Source organism: Escherichia sp. WS33 (genome assembly GCF_046486385.1).
Taxonomy (GTDB): domain Bacteria; phylum Pseudomonadota; class Gammaproteobacteria; order Enterobacterales; family Enterobacteriaceae; genus ECMA0423.
Window position 1 is genome coordinate 1 of record NZ_JBJQLJ010000042.1, and the last position, 21349, is coordinate 21349.

22 protein-coding genes are annotated in these 21349 nt (G+C 49.4%); 10 read left to right on the forward strand and 12 right to left on the reverse strand.

What is annotated here, in order from left to right; translation table 11 throughout:
* Nucleotides 1–191 precede the first annotated feature (191 nt).
* The 7 genes from fghA to ACJHXA_RS22115 form a co-directional block, all read right to left on the reverse strand.
* Nucleotides 192–1025, reverse strand: a complete 834-nt coding sequence (gene fghA / locus ACJHXA_RS22085) for an S-formylglutathione hydrolase (protein ID WP_000419049.1) — start codon at nt 1023–1025, stop codon at nt 192–194.
* A gap of 92 nt (nt 1026–1117) precedes the next feature.
* A complete protein-coding gene (gene frmA / locus ACJHXA_RS22090; protein WP_000842102.1) occupies nt 1118–2227 on the reverse strand; it encodes an S-(hydroxymethyl)glutathione dehydrogenase in 1110 nt (369 codons plus the stop codon).
* Nucleotides 2228–2261: 34 nt separating this feature from the next.
* Nucleotides 2262–2537 carry a formaldehyde-responsive transcriptional repressor FrmR gene (gene frmR / locus ACJHXA_RS22095; RefSeq protein ID WP_001141271.1) on the reverse strand — a complete coding sequence of 92 codons (276 nt, stop codon included), beginning with the start codon at nt 2535–2537 and terminating at the stop codon, nt 2262–2264.
* 184 nt (nt 2538–2721) lie between these two features.
* Nucleotides 2722–3495, reverse strand: a complete 774-nt coding sequence (locus tag ACJHXA_RS22100; RefSeq protein WP_000596085.1) for a YaiO family outer membrane beta-barrel protein — start codon at nt 3493–3495, stop codon at nt 2722–2724.
* Between the two features lies 1 nt (nt 3496).
* Nucleotides 3497–4078 carry an acetyltransferase gene (locus ACJHXA_RS22105; RefSeq protein ID WP_024194469.1) on the reverse strand — a complete coding sequence of 194 codons (582 nt, stop codon included), beginning with the start codon at nt 4076–4078 and terminating at the stop codon, nt 3497–3499.
* Nucleotides 4056–5252, reverse strand: a complete 1197-nt coding sequence (locus tag ACJHXA_RS22110) for a glycosyltransferase (RefSeq protein ID WP_000860438.1) — start codon at nt 5250–5252, stop codon at nt 4056–4058. Before ACJHXA_RS22110 ends, ACJHXA_RS22105 begins: the two co-directional genes overlap by 23 nt.
* Before the next feature lie 9 nt (nt 5253–5261).
* On the reverse strand, nt 5262–5933 hold the full coding sequence (locus tag ACJHXA_RS22115) for a PIG-L deacetylase family protein (RefSeq protein ID WP_103262037.1): 672 nt from the start codon (nt 5931–5933) through the stop codon (nt 5262–5264).
* Between the two features lie 615 nt (nt 5934–6548).
* On the opposite strand from ACJHXA_RS22115, the gene tauA reads away from it, so the two are divergent.
* The 4 genes from tauA to tauD are packed head-to-tail and all read left to right on the forward strand — an operon-like array spanning nt 6549 to nt 9963.
* The gene (gene tauA / locus ACJHXA_RS22120; RefSeq protein ID WP_001297135.1) at nt 6549–7511 is read left to right on the forward strand and encodes a taurine ABC transporter substrate-binding protein; all 963 of its coding nucleotides are present in this window, start codon (nt 6549–6551) and stop codon (nt 7509–7511) included.
* A 12-nt stretch (nt 7512–7523) separates the two neighbouring features.
* Nucleotides 7524–8291, forward strand: coding sequence for a taurine ABC transporter ATP-binding subunit (tauB, locus tag ACJHXA_RS22125; RefSeq protein ID WP_000939364.1), 768 nt, complete (start codon nt 7524–7526; stop codon nt 8289–8291).
* Nucleotides 8288–9115, forward strand: coding sequence for a taurine ABC transporter permease TauC (gene tauC / locus ACJHXA_RS22130; protein ID WP_000114607.1), 828 nt, complete (start codon nt 8288–8290; stop codon nt 9113–9115). The genes tauB and tauC overlap by 4 nt, the downstream gene beginning before the upstream one ends.
* Complete coding sequence (tauD, locus tag ACJHXA_RS22135; protein WP_000004027.1) at nt 9112–9963, forward strand: taurine dioxygenase; 852 nt, start codon at nt 9112–9114, stop codon at nt 9961–9963. Before tauC ends, tauD begins: the two co-directional genes overlap by 4 nt.
* Before the next feature lie 105 nt (nt 9964–10068).
* Here tauD and hemB read toward each other — a convergent pair whose 3' ends face one another.
* Nucleotides 10069–11043: a porphobilinogen synthase gene (gene hemB / locus ACJHXA_RS22140; RefSeq protein WP_001295337.1), complete on the reverse strand. Its 975-nt coding sequence runs from the start codon at nt 11041–11043 to the stop codon at nt 10069–10071.
* A gap of 524 nt (nt 11044–11567) precedes the next feature.
* Between hemB and ACJHXA_RS22145 the strand changes: the two genes are divergently transcribed.
* Together ACJHXA_RS22145 and iprA are read left to right on the forward strand one after the other, a co-directional pair.
* Entirely contained in the window at nt 11568–14456 is a 2889-nt protein-coding gene (locus ACJHXA_RS22145) for an autotransporter outer membrane beta-barrel domain-containing protein (protein ID WP_103262111.1), read from the forward strand.
* 87 nt (nt 14457–14543) lie between these two features.
* Nucleotides 14544–15167: a hydrogen peroxide resistance inhibitor IprA gene (gene iprA, locus ACJHXA_RS22150; RefSeq protein WP_001295335.1), complete on the forward strand. Its 624-nt coding sequence runs from the start codon at nt 14544–14546 to the stop codon at nt 15165–15167.
* Here the strand turns inward: iprA and ampH are convergent, their stop codons facing one another.
* Nucleotides 15168–16325, reverse strand: coding sequence for a D-alanyl-D-alanine-carboxypeptidase/endopeptidase AmpH (ampH, locus tag ACJHXA_RS22155; protein ID WP_000830741.1), 1158 nt, complete (start codon nt 16323–16325; stop codon nt 15168–15170). It lies immediately after the preceding gene.
* Between the two features lie 351 nt (nt 16326–16676).
* Here ampH and sbmA point away from each other — a divergent pair, with 351 nt between their 5' ends.
* On the forward strand, nt 16677–17897 hold the full coding sequence (gene sbmA, locus ACJHXA_RS22160; RefSeq protein ID WP_000477010.1) for a peptide antibiotic transporter SbmA: 1221 nt from the start codon (nt 16677–16679) through the stop codon (nt 17895–17897).
* Nucleotides 17898–17909: 12 nt separating this feature from the next.
* On the forward strand, nt 17910–19004 hold the full coding sequence (gene yaiW, locus ACJHXA_RS22165) for a surface-exposed outer membrane lipoprotein YaiW (RefSeq protein ID WP_000092069.1): 1095 nt from the start codon (nt 17910–17912) through the stop codon (nt 19002–19004).
* Nucleotides 19005–19062: 58 nt separating this feature from the next.
* On the opposite strand, the gene ACJHXA_RS22170 is transcribed toward yaiW, so the two are convergent.
* On the reverse strand, nt 19063–19371 hold the full coding sequence (locus ACJHXA_RS22170) for a YaiY family protein (RefSeq protein WP_000763151.1): 309 nt from the start codon (nt 19369–19371) through the stop codon (nt 19063–19065).
* Between the two features lie 259 nt (nt 19372–19630).
* Here ACJHXA_RS22170 and ACJHXA_RS22175 point away from each other — a divergent pair, with 259 nt between their 5' ends.
* Nucleotides 19631–19843, forward strand: coding sequence for a DUF2754 domain-containing protein (locus ACJHXA_RS22175; protein WP_001295334.1), 213 nt, complete (start codon nt 19631–19633; stop codon nt 19841–19843).
* Nucleotides 19844–19866: 23 nt separating this feature from the next.
* On the opposite strand, the gene ddlA is transcribed toward ACJHXA_RS22175, so the two are convergent.
* Nucleotides 19867–20961 (reverse strand): D-alanine--D-alanine ligase, encoded by a 1095-nt coding sequence (gene ddlA, locus ACJHXA_RS22180; protein ID WP_000413677.1) that lies wholly within the window; start codon nt 20959–20961, stop codon nt 19867–19869.
* A gap of 77 nt (nt 20962–21038) precedes the next feature.
* On the opposite strand from ddlA, the gene ACJHXA_RS22185 reads away from it, so the two are divergent.
* A complete protein-coding gene (locus ACJHXA_RS22185) occupies nt 21039–21245 on the forward strand; it encodes a hypothetical protein (RefSeq protein ID WP_283512362.1) in 207 nt (68 codons plus the stop codon).
* Here ACJHXA_RS22185 and ACJHXA_RS22190 read toward each other — a convergent pair.
* A partial coding sequence (locus tag ACJHXA_RS22190) for an IS1 family transposase (protein WP_001691633.1) occupies nt 21239–21349 on the reverse strand: 111 nt, incomplete at its 5' end. The two genes, ACJHXA_RS22185 and ACJHXA_RS22190, sit on opposite strands and share 7 nt — an antisense overlap.

Genomic DNA, 21349 nt, shown 5'->3' on the forward strand with positions numbered 1-21349 from the left:
ATCCGGTAGCGGCGTAAAAATCGCGGAAGGGATGAAAAAAACAGCGCCTGACGGCGCTGTGTCTGGCATGCCTGCAATCCGGGAAACCGGACCAGGAAAAAACTTGCAGGCCATAACAGTATCTACGGTTTACGGGCGAAGTGTAGGCCGGATAAGGCGTTCACGCCGCATCCGGCAGTCGTGCACTATTATCAACGCATATTCAGTTTATTGGCGTGGTAGGCAATATGCTCGCCAATAAAACTGGAGACAAAATAATAGCTGTGGTCGTAACCCTCGTGATAACGGATTAACGTCTTGATATTCATCTCCTGGCAGATCTTTTCAAGATTTGGAGTCCGCAGCTGTTCCGCGTAAAAATCATCACTCAACCCCTGATCAACCATGATTTCCGCAACGCGTTGACCTTGTGAAATAAGACTCACCGGATCGTAATCCAACCAGGCATCTTTATTTTCACCAAGATATGCGGCAAAGGCTTGCTGTCCCCACGGTACTTGCGATGGGGAGACAATGGGCGAAAACGCCGAGACGCTGACATATTCATCTGGGTTACGTAACGCCAGCACCAGCGCGCCCAGCCCGCCCATAGAATGACCAGAGATAGACTTTCTGGTCGTTGCCGGAAAATGTTGCATCACTAAATCCGGCAGCTCGTTGCGGATATAGTCATACATTTTGTAATGTTCATTCCACGGCGCTTGCGTTGCGTTCAGGTAAAACCCGGCACCTTGCCCGAGATCGTAACGGTCGGCATCTGCGACATGACTGCCTCGCGGACTGGTGTCCGGCGCAACAACAATAATGTTGTGTTCAGCCGCGTAACGCTGCATCCCCGATTTAGTAATGAAATTCTGCTCGTTGCAGGTCAGGCCCGAAAGCCAGTACAGCACCGGCAATTTTTCATTCGCGGCTTTTGGTGGGAGATAGACGCCGACATTCATTTCACATTTCAGTGATTGGGAATAATGCCGATACACATTTTGCCAGCCGCCAAAGCTGGCATGTTTTTCAATGAGTTCCATCAGTCATTATCTCACGGTTAATCCCCCGGACGGCTGCCCAGGGAGAGTATTAAGAACCCCGTCTGAAGTGGACGGGGTATACCTGCGGGAAATCAGTAACGAATTACGGTTCGAATGGATTTGCCTTCATGCATCAGGTCGAAGGCGTCATTAATTTCATCAAGGCTCATGGTATGCGTGACAAACGGTTCCAGATCGATATCACCTTTCATCGCATCTTCAACCATACCCGGTAACTGGGAACGACCTTTCACGCCGCCAAACGCGGAACCTTTCCATACGCGACCAGTGACCAACTGGAATGGACGGGTGGAGATTTCCTGACCAGAACCTGCCACCCCGATGATCACCGACTGACCCCAGCCGCGGTGCGCACTTTCCAGCGCCGCACGCATCACGTTGACGTTACCGATGCATTCAAAGGTATGGTCGATACCCCATTTGTTGATATCCAGCAGGACATCTTTAATCGGTTTGTCGTAGTCATTCGGGTTAATGCAGTCGGTAGCACCGAAGCGACGCGCCAGATCGAATTTCTTCGGGTTGGTATCGATAGCGATAATCCGTCCCGCTTTCGCCTGACGCGCGCCCTGAACCACTGCCAGACCAATCGCGCCAAGACCAAACACGGCAACAGAATCACCTGGCTGGACTTTAGCTGTGTTGTGCACCGCGCCAATACCGGTGGTCACGCCACAGCCCAGCAGACAGACGTGTTCATGGTTTGCTTCTGGATTAATTTTGGCCAGAGACACTTCCGCGACCACGGTGTATTCACTGAATGTAGAGCACCCCATGTAGTGATAAAGCGGCTGCCCGTTGTAAGAAAAACGGGTGGTGCCGTCTGGCATCAAGCCTTTACCCTGGGTTTCGCGAACCGCAACACAGAGGTTAGTTTTGCCAGAACGACAGAACTCACACTCGCCGCACTCCGCGGTGTAAAGCGGGATCACATGGTCGCCAGGTTTGACGCTGGTTACGCCTTCACCGACTTCAACCACAACGCCGGCCCCTTCGTGACCGAGAACCACCGGGAATACACCTTCCGGGTCATCCCCGGAGAGGGTAAATGCGTCGGTATGGCAAACGCCGGTATGGGTGACTTTAATCAGCACTTCACCTTTTTTCGGTGGTGCAACGTCAATTTCAACGATTTCCAGCGGTTTACCGGGAGCAAATGCAACGGCAGCACGTGATTTCATCTCTCGCTCTTCCTCAATATGGTAATAGATTCAGCTATTTAAGATAGGCTCGAACCAGTTCAATAGTGTCGTCAACGGATTGGCTGACTTCGCGGCTGTAGCAGTCATTTCGGTCAAACGTTTCCCGGATATGGCTTTCAAGCACTTCTGCCATCAGCCCGTTAGCCGCGCCCCGAACGGCAGCGATCTGTTGGAGTATGGCACGGCATTCGGCATCACCCTCCAGCGACCGTTCCAGAGCATCAATCTGCCCTCGAATACGACGAACTCGAGTAAGGACCTTTTTCTTCTCTTCCGGAGTACTGGGCATTTCGCACCTCATCATCTGCACGCAATATACTATAGGGGGGTATGCTATATGTCAATGCATACCCCCCTATAGTATATAACACTGGAGAATAAAATTTATCCGGTGAATGTGGTCGGAAAACAAAGAGGAAAGGGGGGGCTAATCGGCAGGGAAGGCCGCCCCGGATAGCGGGCGGCAGAAGGAATCAGAATTTCCAGGTCAGATGGGCTGCAAGTTGCAGACCGTTATAATCATCGGTTGGGGTGTCGTACCACACTTTACCTGCCGTCAGCCCGAGATTAAGTTGCTCAGTCAGCGGTTGAATACGTTGCAGACTGACGCTCTTCATGCTGCCGTAGCGTGTTTCTGGCGTCCAGTCATAGGTGTAAGCACCTGTTCCGCGGCTTAGCCATAGTTGCGTATAACCAGTGCCGCGCGGGTCATTCAGACGCACGGAAATCATATTGCTATAACTACCACCTGCATCGCTGGAGTCATAATGGGTATAGCGGTAGCTGGTGATCACCGGGCCAGTATAGAGTGATACGCCGCCTTGCCAGGCATCGACTTCGACATCATCGTAATATTTAGTGTAGCGATAACCGGTCGTGAAAAGCGTTTTTGGCAACAGGGCCAGGTTAATATCCTGACGAAAATCCTGGCGGGCAAAGACCGGCGTATTATCCGCAAAGGCAATACCCGTTCGGGTTGTCAGCCAGTTATTCCATTTATACCAGACCGCACCCTGACCGCGAGTGGCATTGAAATGTTCAGTTTCATAATCACGACGCCCCTGGGAAAGATTAAAAAGCAGCGTTGCGTTTTCAACTTTCGCCACCAGTTCAGCATACGCTAAATTACGGTTGCCATGATCGCCAGAATAATCGGTAAAATCGTAGCCCGCGGTAATGGAAGTTAACCCGGCATAAGCGGGCAATGCGCTAAAAATGGCCGCCGCTAATAACGTCCGTTTTATCATTTTAATCTCCTGTACGGATAAGTTCTTGTCGGAGTGAATAAGTTCCGGCAGGTAAATTACGTTCTACAATCACGCGCGGGCCAAGTTGCGTGTTCGGGGAAATAATTCGCCCAGGCAAAATTATAACTTGTACGCCAAGGCGTGAACGCTGCCCGATATAACAACCTAATTTATCGCATCCGGTAGCGATAATTCCCTCTGGAGTTCGAACAGACACAGGCTGTTCATCCAGACGATGATTACTGGTACGTACTTGTGCGCCCAAATATGCCTGGTTTGCAACTACCGAGTCGGCAATAAAACATTGCGGACCAATCGTTGCTTCCGCTTCAATAACCGCATTTTTAATTTCGGTGGCAAAACCAATTTTTACACCATTGCTGATTATTGTGCCAGGACGAATAAACGCATAATTACCTATCAGGCAGTTTGCGCCAATCACTACCGGACCCTGAATAACGGCACCATGACAAATACGGGTATTCGCGCCGATAACAACTTCACCTGCAGTTTCATCAATAATTACCTGGTCTGCAATCTGAATATTTTTCTCTTTAACATTAAGCTTCAGATAGTTTTTCAGTTCCTGTGACAGAAGGTTGGGAATAAGCGGTTGACGCTTCCACCAGTGCGGAATAGCGGGTGGGTTTGTCGCGCTGAGGTTCGCGTCCAGTAAAAAAGGCAATAAGTCCATAAATAATCCAGATGGCATAAGCTAATAATACATACACAACGGAAAGCGGCGCTAAAGGCACCAACAACCAGCAACGATGAAACCAGGCGCTAAAAGCACCAATAACACAAACTACGCCGATCCAGATAAGCGGAAACATTGCCAACACCACACCATGCGGCCCGGTGGTGATGAATTCATTAAACCAGGTAGTGAGATAAATCCCAACGCCATAAATCACAACCAACAGCATAGGAAATATACTGAAGATACCGAAGCGGCTAAATAAAAGTCTTTTATGCAGGCGCATACAGACCGCGTATCCCACAATCCAACGCCGCCAGCGACGCCACTCCTCACGCGGGCTGTTGCATTCCTGTGGGTATACGATGCAGCGATTCGCCTGCCGAATACGGTAGCCGTTTGCCACTAATGTCCAGGTGAGATCAAGGTCTTCGACTTTAGTACGATCCGAGAAACCGAACTTACGCAATACATCAGTACGGAACATCCCGCAGGCACCGCTGATAATAAACGGTGCGCCGCCCAGGAGCTGCTGTAGCGTGCGCTTCATAACAATCATCGGCAACTTTACGGTCGCGCGGATGTGCGGTAACAGCCCCGCGCCTTTCAACGCAGTAGAGGGAATGCCGCCTACGGCATCAGCACCGCGCTCAATTTCTGCCAGCATATAGCCCATTCCGTCTTGATCGGGCGGAACATAGGTGTCGGCATCACTTAAAAAAACCTGGTCGCAGGTGGCATAATTGAGGCCATTCATCAGCGCACCACCTTTACCGGTATTTTTTTGCGTGACGGCAACAAAGCGGTCGCCCCATTTGCGTTTGACTTCCGCCATGACCGCTTCGGTATTGTCCGTGGAGCCGTCGTTAACGCAAATTACCCGGCAAAAATAAGGGTTACGCAGTAGATTATCCAGTGACTGCGCCAGACACGGGCCTTCGTTATACGCAGGTATAATGGCGTCAATACAGCCTTTCTTTTGACTGGGTTTACGTCTTAGCGTACTTAAAAACCATAGCAACATTGCTATGGACATACAGATAAATATCCAGGTTTTCATGCAATTTGCTCAAAGAATCATTTTATGAATTACAAAGCCTTCACCCAGATCGCTATTGACCTGTTGCCCGCGAAATTGTGCAACTGCACGCAGGCGATCATGACGCATATAATCACGTCGTTCCTGGCTTTTATGTTTTTTTAATGCAGCAAGTTTGACTGTGAAATATTCTTCTTTAACGGATTCAAAAACCTGAGACATAAATGAAAGCCAGGTACTTGGGGTTTCGTAGCCGAGAATTTGTGGAATAGTGCGGCAGGCAACCATTGAAGCTTGATAAACAGCGAGATGATCCTGATGGCGGTCGGCATCATGCATGGTATATACCCGCATGATTTCAACATCAGAAGGAATTTGATTTTTAATGATGTCTTCCAGAGCGGAAATCATATCATTGAGCTGTAAATGAGCGCGGGTGTCAGCAAAATTAAGATGAATAGTTTGGTGGCACCCTAATATCTTTAGGGCGTTGCGCGATTCTTCATGGCGATCGATTATTCCATCTGTACCAGAGTTGCCGGTAGTCATCACCACGGCTGCGATATAAATTCCTTTTTGCGCAAGACGAGCAAGCGATGCGCCACAGCCTAATTCTATATCGTCAGGATGTGCGCCAATAGCAAGGATACCCTTTCTTTTATTTGCCGAAGAAAGGAGGGCTGAATCTAAAACCTTATCCACTTAATGACACTCCATTTTATTTATTATACTACAAGCACAACGATGCACTCAGAGACGTAATCTCTGGCGCAGCCAGATGTTAATTTATAAATGTTAAATGTTGCTAATAACTGAAAAGCAAGGGCTTTCAGACCCGGAGGTTCGACTGGGTAATGTTTTTATGCAATTCATATGTTAAGTGTTTGTATGTTTGGTATGTATAGTTATTTTGTTTTATACATTGTATTTAGATGTGATTTAGTTTGTCAATTAATTGCATTTAAAAAATATGTTCTGTGAACAAGTATTGTTTATATACATTATGTGAATGTAATATGCGAGTGATTGAGAATGATACAGTGATATATACAATGCGAATATAATAGTTTTATTATATGTATTGATATTGATAGAAATAATGAAGTAATAAATCTCGTAATGTGGTTGTTTATGCATCACTAAAATGAAGTGTAGTAATTTTCCCAATTGTTAGAACGGAGTAATTGCATATTTAATCTTTCCTTTGCCGTTTTTTTGCTAAGAATAAAATCATCTGTGCGATAACGACTAATTCTTTTAATGAATGTTTTTATTCCTGAATACTGCTCACATAACAAGACAGGGGAGCAGACAATCATGGCAATTTCATCGCGTAACACACTTCTTGCCGCACTGGCATTCATCGCTTTTCAGGCACAGGCGGTGAACGTCACCGTGGCGTATCAAACCTCAGCCGAACCGGCGAAAGTGGCTCAGGCCGACAACACCTTTGCTAAAGAAAGCGGAGCAACCGTGGACTGGCGTAAGTTTGACAGCGGAGCCAGCATCGTGCGGGCGCTGGCTTCTGGCGACGTGCAAATCGGCAACCTCGGTTCCAGCCCATTAGCGGTTGCAGCCAGCCAACAGGTGCCGATTGAAGTCTTCTTGCTGGCGTCAAAACTGGGTAACTCCGAAGCGCTGGTGGTAAAGAAAACTATCAGCAAACCCGAAGATTTGATTGGCAAACGCATTGCCGTACCGTTTATCTCCACCACCCACTACAGCCTGCTGGCGGCGCTGAAACACTGGGGGATTAAACCCGGGCAAGTGGAGATTGTGAACCTGCAGCCGCCCGCGATTATCGCCGCATGGCAGCGGGGTGATATTGATGGTGCTTATGTCTGGGCACCGGCGGTTAACGCCCTGGAAAAAGACGGCAAGGTGTTGACCGATTCTGAACAGGTCGGGCAGTGGGGTGCGCCAACGCTGGACGTCTGGGTGGTGCGCAAAGATTTTGCCGAGAAACATCCTGAGGTCGTGAAAGCGTTCGCTAAAAGCGCCATCGATGCTCAGCAACCGTACATTGCTAACCCAGACGCGTGGCTGAAACAGCCGGAAAACATCAGCAAACTGGCGCGTTTAAGCGGCGTGCCGGAAGGTGACGTTCCGGGGCTGGTGAAGGGGAATACCTATCTGACGCCGCAGCAACAAACGGTAGAACTGACCGGACCGGTGAACAAAGCGATCATCGACACCGCGCAGTTTTTGAAAGAGCAGGGCAAGGTCCCGGCTGTAGCGAATGATTACAGCCAGTACGTTACCTCGCGCTTCGTGCAATAAAAGGAGGCGCAGATGCTGCAAATCTCTCATCTTTACGCCGATTATGGCGGCAAACCGGCACTGGAAGATATCAACCTGACGCTGGAAAGCGGCGAGCTACTGGTGGTGCTGGGGCCGTCCGGCTGCGGTAAAACCACGTTGCTGAATCTGATTGCCGGTTTTGTGCCTTATCAGCATGGCAGCATTCAACTGGCGGGTAAGCGTATTGAGGGACCGGGAGCAGAGCGCGGGGTGGTTTTTCAGAATGAAGGGCTACTACCGTGGCGCAATGTACAGGACAACGTGGCGTTCGGCCTGCAATTGGCAGGTATAGAGAAAATGCAGCGACTGGAAATCGCGCACCAGATGCTGAAAAAAGTGGGGCTGGAAGGCGCAGAAAAACGCTTTATCTGGCAGCTTTCCGGTGGTCAACGTCAGCGGGTGGGGATTGCCCGCGCGCTGGCGGCGAATCCCCAGCTGTTATTACTCGACGAACCGTTTGGTGCGCTGGACGCCTTCACCCGTGACCAGATGCAAACTCTGCTGCTGAAACTCTGGCAGGAGACGGGCAAGCAGGTGCTGTTGATTACCCACGATATAGAAGAAGCGGTGTTTATGGCGACTGAACTGGTTCTGCTTTCATCCGGCCCTGGCCGTGTGCTGGAGCGGCTGCCGCTCAACTTTGCTCGCCGCTTTGTTGCGGGAGAGTCGAGCCGCAGCATCAAGTCCGATCCACAATTCATCGCCATGCGCGAATATGTTTTAAGCCGCGTATTTGAGCAACGGGAGGCGTTCTCATGAGTGTGCTCATTAATGAAAAACTGCATTCGCGGCGGCTGAAATGGCGCTGGCCGCTCTCGCGTCAGGTGACCTTAAGCATTGGCACGTTAGCGGTTTTACTCACTGTATGGTGGACGGTGGCGGCGCTGCAACTGATTAGCCCGCTGTTTTTGCCGCCGCCGCAACAAGTACTGGCAAAACTGCTCACCATTGCCGGACCGCAGGGATTTATGGACGCCACGCTGTGGCAGCATCTGGCAGCCAGCCTGACGCGCATTGTGCTGGCGCTACTCGCGGCGGTGGTGATCGGTATTCCGGTCGGGATCGCCATGGGGCTAAGCCCGACGGTGCGCGGCATTCTGGATCCGGTAATCGAACTTTATCGTCCGGTGCCGCCGCTGGCTTATTTGCCGCTGATGGTGATCTGGTTTGGTATTGGTGAAACCTCGAAGATCTTACTGATCTATTTAGCGATTTTTGCACCGGTGGCGATGTCGGCGCTGGCGGGGGTGAAAAGCGCGCAGCAGGTTCGCATTCGTGCCGCCCAGTCGCTGGGTGCCAGCCGTGCGCAGGTGCTGTGGTTTGTCATTTTGCCCGGCGCGCTGCCGGAAATCCTCACCGGATTACGCATTGGTCTGGGTGTGGGCTGGTCTACGCTGGTAGCGGCGGAGCTGATTGCCGCGACACGCGGTTTAGGATTTATGGTTCAGTCAGCGGGTGAATTTCTCGCGACTGACGTGGTACTGGCGGGGATCGCGGTGATTGCGATTATCGCCTTTCTTTTAGAACTGGGTCTGCGCGCGTTACAGCGCCGTCTGACGCCCTGGCATGGAGAAGTACAATGAGTGAACGTCTGAGTATTACCCCGCTGGGGCCGTATATCGGCGCACAAATTTCGGGTGCCGACCTGACGCGCCCGTTAAGCGATAATCAGTTTGAACAGCTTTACCATGCGGTGCTGCGCCATCAGGTGGTATTTCTGCGCGATCAAGCTATTACGCCGCAGCAGCAACGCGCGCTGGCCCAGCGTTTTGGCGAACTGCATATTCACCCTGTTTACCCTCATGCCGAAGGGGTTGACGAGATCATCGTGCTGGATACCCATAACGATAATCCGCCGGATAACGACAACTGGCATACCGATGTGACATTTATTGAAACGCCACCCGCAGGGGCGATTCTGGCAGCTAAAGAGTTACCTTCGACCGGCGGTGATACGCTCTGGACCAGCGGTATTGCGGCCTATGAGGCGCTCTCTGTTCCCTTCCGCCAGCTGCTGAGCGGGCTGCGTGCGGAGCATGATTTCCGTAAATCGTTCCCGGAATACAAATACCGCAAAACCGAGGAGGAACATCAACGCTGGCGCGAGGCGGTCGCGAAAAATCCGCCGTTGCTACATCCGGTGGTGCGAACGCATCCGGTGAGCGGTAAACAGGCGCTGTTTGTGAATGAAGGCTTTACTACGCGAATTGTTGATGTGAGCGAGAAAGAGAGCGAAGCCTTGTTAAGTTTTTTATTCGCTCATATCACTAAACCGGAGTTTCAGGTGCGCTGGCGCTGGCAACCAAATGATATTGCGATTTGGGATAACCGCGTGACCCAGCACTATGCCAATGCCGATTACCTGCCACAGCGACGGATTATGCATCGGGCGACGATTCTTGGGGATAAACCGTTTTATCGGGCGGGGTGATACGAGTGCGGACGGTTCCCTCGCCCCCTTGGGGAGAGGGTTAGGGTGAGGGGGCGTTCACCGTACTTTCAACAGGTTAACTCCCCCTTTTTGAGAGGAAAAAAATTAACGCAGAATCTTCTTCTCAGCCAAATCCAGCGCAAAGTAGCTGAAAATCAGATCCGCACCCGCACGCTTAATTGAACCTAAGCTTTCGAGCACGACTTTCTCTTCATCTATAGCACCCGCCAGCGCGGCGAACTTAATCATCGCGTACTCACCGCTCACCTGATACGCGCCAATCGGCAATTCAGTACGTTCACGCAGCTCACGCACGATGTCGAGGTACGCTCCAGCAGGTTTAACCATCAGGCAGTCTGCGCCCTGGGCTTCATCCAGCAGTGACTCACGAATCGCCTCGCGACGGTTCATTGGGTTCATCTGATAGCTTTTGCGGTCGCCTTTTAATGCGCTTCCGGCAGCTTCACGGAACGGGCCATAAAAGGAAGAGGCGAACTTGGTCGAATACGACATAATCGCCGTATCTTTAAAGCCTGCAGCGTCCAGCGCCTGACGAATCGCCTGTACCTGGCCGTCCATCGCGGCGGAAGGGGCGATGAAGTCTGCGCCTGCAGCAGCTGCAACCACGGCTTGCTTGCCTAAATTTTCCAGAGTCGCGTCGTTGTCGACGCCATGCTCGCACAGCACACCGCAGTGACCGTGAGAAGTGTATTCACAGAAACAAGTGTCTGACATGACGATCATTTCTGGCACAGTCTGCTTGCAGATGCGCGACATACGCGCCACCAGTCCATCTTCCCGCCAGGCGTCGCTGCCGGTTTCATCGGTATGGTGAGAGATGCCAAAAGTCATTACGGAACGGATACCGGCGTTGGCGATGCGTTCAATTTCGCGTGCCAGATGTTTCTCTGGAATGCGCATCACGCCTGGCATGGCTTCAACGGCTTTGTAGTCGTCAATTTCTTCTTCAACAAAGATCGGCAACACCAGGTCGTTAAGGCTAAGTGTTGTCTCTTCAAACATAGCGCGCAGCGCAGGAGATTTGCGCAGGCGACGAGGGCGTTGGATTAAGTCTGTCATGGTCTGCCTGATGTTTGTGGAATTAAGGTGCACAGTATACCTGAAGCGGGGCAGGAGTGTTTTACGAAAGTTGTCGTGATGTTGACAAGAAGAGAATGAAAGAGAGACCAGGACATCTTTGTAATAGAAATAGCAATAATTTCATATTCACTGAAAATATTTTTAATCTTTATTTATAGCTCTTGGTTATTATTTTTTTGGCGTTTGGTTGTGCTGCTATAAATTGAATAATTCAAACTTTGTTGTATATTGATAAGATATTTATCTGGTTTGTGTTTTTGATATTTATAACGCGTATGTATCAAAAATAACATTATCTGCAACATGTTGAAATATCGCCCTTTTATCAATTTGATGCGTGTTTTTCTCCATGGGTTATATATGTCCACATTCGGACTTAGGGGAAAGAATAATTGAACCATTCGTCTGTAACGCAGCATAATCATTAGCGCGAAACATAATATGTTTTCTATGCATTGATAATTGATGGATCAACTTATTACGTCCCTGAGGAGGGATGACAAATGCACTCCTGGAAAAAGAAACTTGTAGTATCACAATTAGCATTGGCTTGCACTCTGGCTATCACCTCTCAGGCTAATGCAACTACTTATAATACATTCGGGTATCACGATGACGCAGTCACTCTATTCAATTGGGGCGACAATACTAAAACTGATCACGACTATTTGACGTATGGTGGCTATGTATACGACCATGCGGCTGATGGTTATTTTGATACTGTATTTAGTGGCGATACCGTTAATGGTGTAATTTCTACTTATTATCTGAATCACGACTATGGAACAGATACCGCTAATACTCTGAATATTACGAACTCAAATATTCACGGTATGATTACTTCCGATCAGATCGGATACGGTGATTACGTCTGGACCAACGGTAGCGATTATACTGGTCATGATTGGGTAGATGGCGATATTTTCACTCTGAACATCGCGAACTCAACAATTGACGATGATTTTGATGCATTCTACTTCAATGATACTTATCTGGATGCAGACGGTAAAACGTCTAAAACAGATTATGATCGTCTGGTAACAGCTGCTCTTGGCACCGCTGTAACTCTGGATGTTGAAAGTAACATCAATATCAGCAACAACTCCCATGTTGCAGGTATTACTCTGGTTCAAAACGATTTAGGTAATGCGACTTACAATACTGAAGGTCATCAGTGGGACAACAATATCGTTGTTAATAATTCCACTGTAACTTCAGGTTCGCTCTCAGAAGACGAACAATCAGATCGTGGTCATTTTGGCAACTCTGTTGAGCCAAGCGACTATGGTAATGGTGCATCAGGTGCTGATGATGTTGCATTAGCCTTCATAGATGATGACACTTCTGATTATCGTATGGTCAACAACGTTACATTCAACAATTCTCAGTTGCTTGGCGACGTTGTATTTGACAGTACCTGGAACGCTAACTTTGACGCGACGGGTCACCTGATTGACAACTCTACCACTGCTTACACTCATGGCGGTTGGGCTACTGACGATCAGAACGTCGATCACCTGAACCTGACTCTGAACAACACCAAATGGGTTGGTTCAGCGAATATTGATTATGACGTTGTTGTTGCTGACGAAGCCTTCTACGACGTTGCGCCAAACAGCCTGAACCCGTACGCTTCTTACTCTGAAGATGGCTGGAATCGTGTTGATAACGCTAACGCATTCCAGAGTGGCGTATTCGATGTTGTTCTGAACAATGGTTCTGATTGGGAAACCACGAAAGATTCTCTGATCGATACCCTGGCTATCAACAGCGGTTCTCAGGTTAACGTGAGTGCAGATTCTTCCCTGACTTCCGACACCATCACTCTGAACGGTAGTTCTTCAATGGAAGTTAACGGTGAAGTTAACACTGATCACCTGATCATTGATACCTTCTCTACTGTTAACTTCGGTGAAGATACTGCTTCAGCTTGGACATCTGCACCGCTGTACGCCAACACCATTACCGTTACTAACGGTGGTGTGCTGGATGTAAACACCAACATGAATGACATCTCCAGCGTATTTGCAACTGATACTCTGGAACTGACCAGTGGCAACGTTAAAGATAACAACGGTAATGTTTACGCAGGTGTGTTTGACATTCATAGTAATGACTACATCCTGAATGCAGACCTCGTCAACGATCGTACCAACGACACCAGCAAAGCTAACTATGGTTATGGTGTTATTGCGATGAACTCTGATGGTCACTTGACCGTTAATGGTAACAACGACATTAATAATGGCGACGAAGTTGACAACAGCTCTGTTGACAACGTTGTAGCTGCAACCGGTAACTACAAAGTTCGTATCGACAACTCCACTGGTGCTGGCGCGATTGCTGATTACGCAGGTAAGCAGCTCATCTATATCGATGATACCAAAACCAACGCGACCTTCTCTGCTGCTAACAAAGCTGACCTGGGTGCATACACCTATCAGGCTGAACAGCGCGGTAACACCGTTGTTCTGCAACAGATGGAGCTGACCGACTACGCTAACATGGCGCTGAGCATCCCTTCTGCGAACACCAATATCTGGAACCTGGAACAAGACACCGTTGGTACTCGTCTGACCAACTCTCGTCATGGCCTGGCTGATAACGGCGGCGCATGGGTAAGCTACTTCGGTGGTAACTTCAACGGCGACAACGGCACCATCAACTATGATCAGGATGTTAACGGCATCATGGTCGGTGTTGATACCAAAATTGACGGTAACAACGCTAAGTGGATCGTCGGTGCGGCTGCAGGCTTCGCTAAAGGTGACATGAATGACCGTTCTGGTCAGGTAGATCAAGACAGCCAGACTGCCTACATCTACTCTTCTGCTCACTTCGCGAACAACGTCTTTGTTGATGGTAGCTTGAGCTACTCTCACTTCAACAACGACCTGTCTGCAACCATGAGCAACGGTACTTACGTTGACGGTAGCACCAACTCCGACGCTTGGGGCTTCGGCTTGAAAGCCGGTTACGACTTCAAACTGGGTGATGCTGGTTATGTGACTCCTTACGGCAGCATTTCTGGTCTGTTCCAGTCTGGTGATGACTACCAGCTGAGCAACGACATGAAAGTTGACGGTCAGTCTTACGACAGCATGCGTTATGAACTGGGTGTAGATGCAGGTTATACCTTCACCTACAGCGAAGACCAGGCTCTGACTCCGTACTTCAAACTGGTTTACGTCTACGACGACTCTAACAACGATAACGATGTGAACGGTGATTCCATCGATAACGGTACTGAAGGGTCTGCGGTACGTGTTGGTCTGGGTACTCAGTTCAGCTTCACCAAGAACTTCAGCGCCTATACCGATGCTAACTACCTCGGTGGTGGTGACGTAGATCAAGATTGGTCCGCGAACGTGGGTGTTAAATATACCTGGTAATATTCTTCACTCCGAAGAAATTCTGGTAATTTAATCTAAATAATGCCCGTCAAGGATTTGACGGGCATTACTGCAAAGGACGCGCAAATGTTATCTGTAGTTAAACCTCTTCAGGAATTTGGTAAGCTCGATAAATGTTTGTCCAGATACGGTACGCGCTTCGAGTTTAATAATGAAAAGCAAGTTATATTTTCCAGTGATGTCAATAACGAAGATACTTTCGTTATTTTAGAGGGCGTTATCTCTCTGCGTAGAGAAGAAAACGTACTTATCGGTATTACCCAGGCTCCTTATATTATGGGGCTGGCTGATGGTTTAATGAAAAACGATATACCATACAAATTAATATCAGAAGGAAATTGTACGGGATATCATCTACCAGCCAAACAAACCATTACGCTTATTGAACAAAATCAACTCTGGCGAGACGCTTTTTACTGGTTAGCCTGGCAAAATAGAATTCTGGAATTACGCGACGTGCAGCTCATTGGGCATAATTCCTACGAACAAATCCGCGCAACATTATTATCAATGATTGACTGGAATGAAGAATTGCGATCACGTATTGGTGTGATGAATTATATCCATCAACGTACACGCATATCGCGTTCTGTCGTCGCAGAAGTTCTCGCTGCTTTGCGTAAAGGCGGCTATATCGAAATGAATAAAGGCAAACTGGTCGCTATCAACCGTTTGCCTTCAGAGTATTAATCAGGATGCGGGGATAACCAACGGTTTATTCCCGCTTAGCTCGGTCACCAGGTCATTGATGCCATCGCTCATATTTTTAAAGCGCGTCAACGGCGAACGAGTGACCACCACAAACGCGCCAATATTCTTCTGCGGGATCATCGCCATATAGGTAATGAAACCGCCACCACCGCCTGTCTTCTGAATAATCCCCGGACGACCCTCTTTCGGGGCCATATATACCCAGCCTAAACCAAGCGCATCCGCTTTGCCGGGGACATCCATGCCAATCACTTTCGTAAACTGCGCGCGCTGATAAATCAACGTCTGCATGCGATCTGCCTGGTTACTGCGCTGATAAAAATCAGATGACAAATACTGCTGCATCCAGCGCATCATATCGCCAGGCGTGGAATAGACGCCGCCGCTGCCAATTGCCGCCAGCGTGTTATTGCACGGACTGGCACCGCGCTCAGCAACCATTAAACGGCGGCACTGATCCGGTGAGGGGGTGTAGGTGGTGTCTTTCATCCCCAATGGACGGGTAATCTGCTCTTCAAACAACTGGGTATAAGGCTTGCCGGACGCATTCGCCAGTGCATCTGCCAGCAGGTCGAACGCAAGGTTAGAGTACGCCGCCTGACTGCCTGGCGCGGCTTTTAGCTTCGCCGTAGAAAGGTATTTCCAGCGTTGTTCGCGCGTTGGCCAGACAAACACCGGACGATGTGCCGCGCCACCGGGCTGTTCACGGGGCAGGGCGCTGGTATGGGTTGCCAGATTCACTAGGGTAATGGGCGTCCCATTGTAGGTCGGCACGCGTGCGCCTGGCGGAGCATATTTACTTAGCGGATCGTTTAACTTTACGGTCCCCTGGTCGAGCAATTTCACCAGCATTTCACTGGTCATTAGTTTGGTGAGGGAAGCAATACGCACGACCGAATCCAGCTGCGGGCGAACGTTATTACCAGGTCGCGTTTCGCCATAACTACGAAAGACGCGCTGGTTACCGTCGATAACAACCAGCGCCATCCCCGTGGCACCGCTGCCGTAAAAAATATGATCGGCATAACGATCGACAATATCAGAGGCAAACTCCGGTTCAGTGATCGGCTGCGCCGCATGGACGGAGGTCAATGACGCCGCACACAGCACGGCAGAAAAAAGCAGACTACGTTTCAACGGTGGTGTCCATAGATTGAATGAAGGTAACTGAGCGTATTTATACTACTCATTGATGGATTGCAAAGGGCGAATTAGTGCAATAATAGTGTTAAAAACGTAACGGCGCGTAAACACGATCTTTTTTCTGCTCACCAATGCCTGCATTTGTGATCCTGCGCGTGTTAATCCGCTTATGTAAACAATCTTTGGTTTGTGAAATCCGTCGAAACAATTCTTATGGTCAGGCTGGCGAACTAAGCGCCTTGCTATGGGTCACAATGGGCGGTTTCATTTGGCTGACGCTTTGTAGCGGTCATGCGGTTAATACACAGCAGTTGTTAAAACGATAAGAAGTTAGCAGGAGTGCATATGTTTAAGTCTTTTTTCCCAAAGCCGGGAGCGTTTTTTCTCTCGGCCTTTGTTTGGGCATTGATTGCCGTTATCTTCTGGCAAGCCGGTGGGGGAGAGTGGGTGGCGCGTATCACTGGCGCTTCCGGGCAGATCCCGATTAGCGCCGCGCGTTTCTGGTCGTTGGATTTCCTGATTTTTTACGCTTACTACATTGTTTGCGTAGGACTTTTTGCATTTTTCTGGTTTATCTACAGCCCGCACCGTTGGCAATACTGGTCAATACTCGGTACTGCACTGATCATCTTCGTCACCTGGTTTTTGGTGGAAGTCGGGGTCGCCGTCAACGCCTGGTATGCACCGTTCTATGATCTGATTCAAACCGCGCTAAGTTCGCCGCATAAAGTCACTATCGAACAATTTTACCGCGAAGTGGGCGTCTTTCTGGGGATTGCGCTGATCGCTGTGGTGATCAGTGTGCTGAACAACTTCTTTGTCAGTCACTACGTGTTCCGCTGGCGTACGGCGATGAACGAATATTACATGGCGAACTGGCAACAACTGCGTCATATCGAAGGGGCCGCACAGCGTGTGCAGGAAGACACCATGCGTTTTGCTTCAACGCTGGAGAATATGGGCGTCAGTTTTATCAACGCCATCATGACGTTGATCGCCTTCCTGCCGGTGCTGGTAACGCTCTCCACGCATGTGCCGGAGCTGCCGATTATCGGGCACATTCCGTATGGTCTGGTGATTGCCGCTATCGTCTGGTCGCTGATGGGGACCGGATTGCTGGCAGTGGTAGGGATCAAACTGCCGGGGCTGGAGTTTAAAAACCAGCGAGTAGAGGCCGCCTACCGTAAAGAGCTGGTTTATGGTGAAGACGATGCCACGCGTGCGACGCCGCCTACGGTACGCGAGCTGTTTAGCGCCGTGCGGAAAAACTATTTCCGCCTCTATTTTCACTATATGTATTTCAACATCGCCCGCATTCTCTATTTGCAGGTCGATAACGTTTTCGGTTTGTTCTTGCTGTTTCCGTCAATTGTTGCCGGTACGATTACGCTCGGCCTGATGACGCAGATTACCAACGTTTTTGGTCAGGTTCGCGGTGCTTTCCAGTACCTGATTAACTCATGGACCACACTGGTTGAGTTGATGTCTATCTACAAACGTCTGCGCAGCTTTGAACATGAACTGGATGGTGACAAAATTCAGGAAGTAACCCATACCTTGAGCTAAAAAGGAGAAGTAATGTCGCGCGTCAATCCTCTATCTTCGCTGTCATTGTTGGCGGTTCTGGTTTTAGCGGGGTGTAGTAGTCAGGCTCCGCAACCGTTGAAAAAGGGCGAAAAAGCGATAGATGTGGCGAGCGTCGTGCGGCAGAAGATGCCTGCGAGCGTGAAAGACCGCGATGCCTGGGCGAAAGATCTCGCCACCACCTTTGAAAGTCAGGGGCTGGCACCGACGCTGGAAAACGTCTGCTCGGTGCTGGCGGTGGCGCAGCAGGAGTCAAATTATCAGGCAGATCCGGCCGTTCCGGGCTTAAGCAAGATCGCCTGGCAAGAGATTGACCGTCGTGCTGAACGGATGCACATTCCTGCTTTTCTGGTTCATACCGCGCTAAAAATCAAATCGCCAAACGGCAAAAGTTATAGCGAACGGTTAGATTCGGTGCGTACAGAAAAGCAATTGAGCGCGATTTTTGACGATCTGATCAGCATGGTACCAATGGGGCAGACGCTGTTTGGTTCGCTTAATCCTGTGCGCACCGGTGGGCCGATGCAGGTCAGCATTGCTTTTGCCGAACAGCATACCAAAGGGTATCCGTGGAAAATGGACGGTACAGTTCGTCAGGAAGTCTTCAGTCGCCGCGGCGGGTTGTGGTTTGGTACTTACCATTTACTGAATTATCCCGCCAGCTATAGCGCACCGATATACCGCTTTGCTGATTTTAACGCTGGCTGGTACGCCAGCCGTAATGCCGCGTTTCAGAACGCAGTCAGTAAGGCCAGCGGCGTGAAGCTGGCACTGGACGGTGATTTAATTCGTTACGACAGTAAAGAACCCGGGAAAACCGAACTGGCAACGCGCAAACTGGCGGGAAAACTGGGGATGAGCGACAGCGAAATTCGCCGTCAGTTAGAGAAAGGTGACAGCTTCTCTTTTGAGGAGACGGCGCTGTACAAGAAAGTTTATCAACTTGCCGAAGCGAAAACGGGTAAATCACTACCCCGCGAAATGTTGCCTGGCATTCAACTGGAAAGCCCGAAAATCACCCGCAACCTGACTACGGCCTGGTTTGCGAAGCGCGTAGACGAACGGCGGGCGCGTTGTATGAAACAGTGATCAAACAGGAATGTCATGCCAGATAAGGCGTTTTAGGCCGTATCTGGCAACGTAAATCTTACTGGCGGCGATGTCGCCAGTGCAGCCATAGCGCCACCACTGCAAAAATGAGGCAGCCTACTAAAAACGGGATCAGCCCGAAAATGGTGCCGACACCTAAACCAATTTCCACCCGTGGGCGACCTGTTTCCTGGACCTGCATTAAACGCTCATAGACGCCGGGCGCATGCACTAACAGGTTCAGCAATTGCGCCCCAGCCCAAAAGCAAAACAGCACAAACAACGCATAGGCAATGTTGCCAGGCGTTGAAGAGGCATTGCGATATTTTCCGCTAAACAGCGATTTTGACAGGGTGAAATCAGCCATAAAAACCTCCGGAAGTCATCTGCTTCTCTTCTGGTGTGATACCAGCGGCTTATGGCAAGTCTGACAGGTCATTTAGATTGTCAATATCAGAATCATGGTAAATTGATGTTGGGAATATTCCCGAAGCGTGAATCTTCGTTGTGAGTCACAAAATGGCAACCTTAAGTTAAATTTATTAACAATTACAAAAATGTTGTCTACACCACAGACGGTTGTTACAGAATATGCAAGGATGTTGTTTTTCGTTAACGGAGCTGCCATGAATCTGCCTGTAAAAATCCGCCGTGACTGGCACTACTATGCGTTCGCCATTGGCCTTATATTCATTCTTAATGGCGTGGTGGGGCTACTGGGATTTGAAGCAAAAGGTTGGCAGACCTATGCCGTCGGTCTGGTGACGTGGGTGATTAGTTTCTGGCTGGCGGGGTTGATTATTCGTCGTCGCGATGAAGAAACTGAAAACGCCCAATAAGAATATTATCGGGCGTTAAAATATTACATTGTGGTTTTCAATGCGTTATCCGCAGCGTGACGCTCCAGCGCCAGCTCAATCAAACGTGTGATCAGATCGGTGTAACCCAGACCGCTGGCTTGCCACAGCTTCGGATACATACTGATGTTGGTGAAGCCAGGCAGTGTGTTGATCTCGTTGATCACCACTTCGTTCTCTGGGGTTAAAAACACGTCTACACGCGCCATGCCTGCGCATCCCAACGTCTGATAAGCCTGAACGGCAATCGCCCGGATCTTATCGTTGATCTCTGGTGCAATGGCTGCCGGAACTACCACTTTCGCGCCATCTTCGTCAATGTACTTGGTGTCGTAGGCATAGAAATCGCTGGTGAGTACGATCTCGCCACAGGTGCTGGCTTGCGGATTGTCGTTGCCCAGAACTGCGCATTCGATCTCACGACCTTTGATCCCTTGCTCAACGATCACTTTATGATCGAACTCGAACGCCAGATCGACGGCAATTGCGTACTGTTCTTCACTGGTTACTTTGCTGACACCAACAGAAGAGCCCTGATTAGCCGGTTTTACAAACAGTGGTAACCCCAGTTTAGACTCCACTTCGGCAAAACTGATGTTGTGACGATTAGCGCGCGTCAGAGTAATAAATGGCGCAATGTTCAGCCCGGCATCGCGTAGCAGACGTTTGGTGACATCTTTATCCATACAGGCTGCTGAAGCCAGAACATCAGAACCTACAAACGGTAAATTGGCGACCCGCAGCATTCCCTGCAAGGAACCATCTTCGCCCAGCGTACCGTGGACAATCGGGAAAATGACATCCACCGTCGGCAACGGCTGACCGTTTTGCGCGTCGATAAGCTGATGCTCATGTTTACCTGGCACCTGCGCAAGGCTGGTCGCCGAAGGGCGTAACGCAATATGGGCAGGATCGTCTGCATTTAGCAGATAATTGCTGGCATCGCTGACGTGCCATTGCCCTTGTTTATCAATGCCCAGCAGCACAACGTCGAAGCGACTTTTATCAATGGCATCGACAATGTTTTTTGCCGATTGCAGAGACACTTCATGTTCCGCTGATTTACCACCAAAAACGATTCCTACCCGCAGTTTTTCCATCTTAAAAACCTATCCCGTCTAACACAAAGTGCATACATTACCACGACAAAACGGGGGATTCGCGGCCTTCTGAAAGATTGTTGCAATCTTCTGCTGACGAAGCGTGCAACGTACTGGTGAAGAAAGTGCGTTATCTCAAAGATGTGCGCAAGATCACAAAAATGATGAACGGGAAGCTAATTTATTCCTGGCTTAAATGGCCATGCGGTGAGTTTTTTTCTCTTAATTATAAGTTAACGAAGAGAATATATTTCATAACTTTGGTAATGACTCCAACTTATTGATAGTGTTTTATGTTCAGATAATGCCCGATGACTTTGTCATGCAGCTCCACCGATTTTGAGAACGACAGCGACTTCCGTCCCAGCCGTGCCAGGTGCTGCCTCAG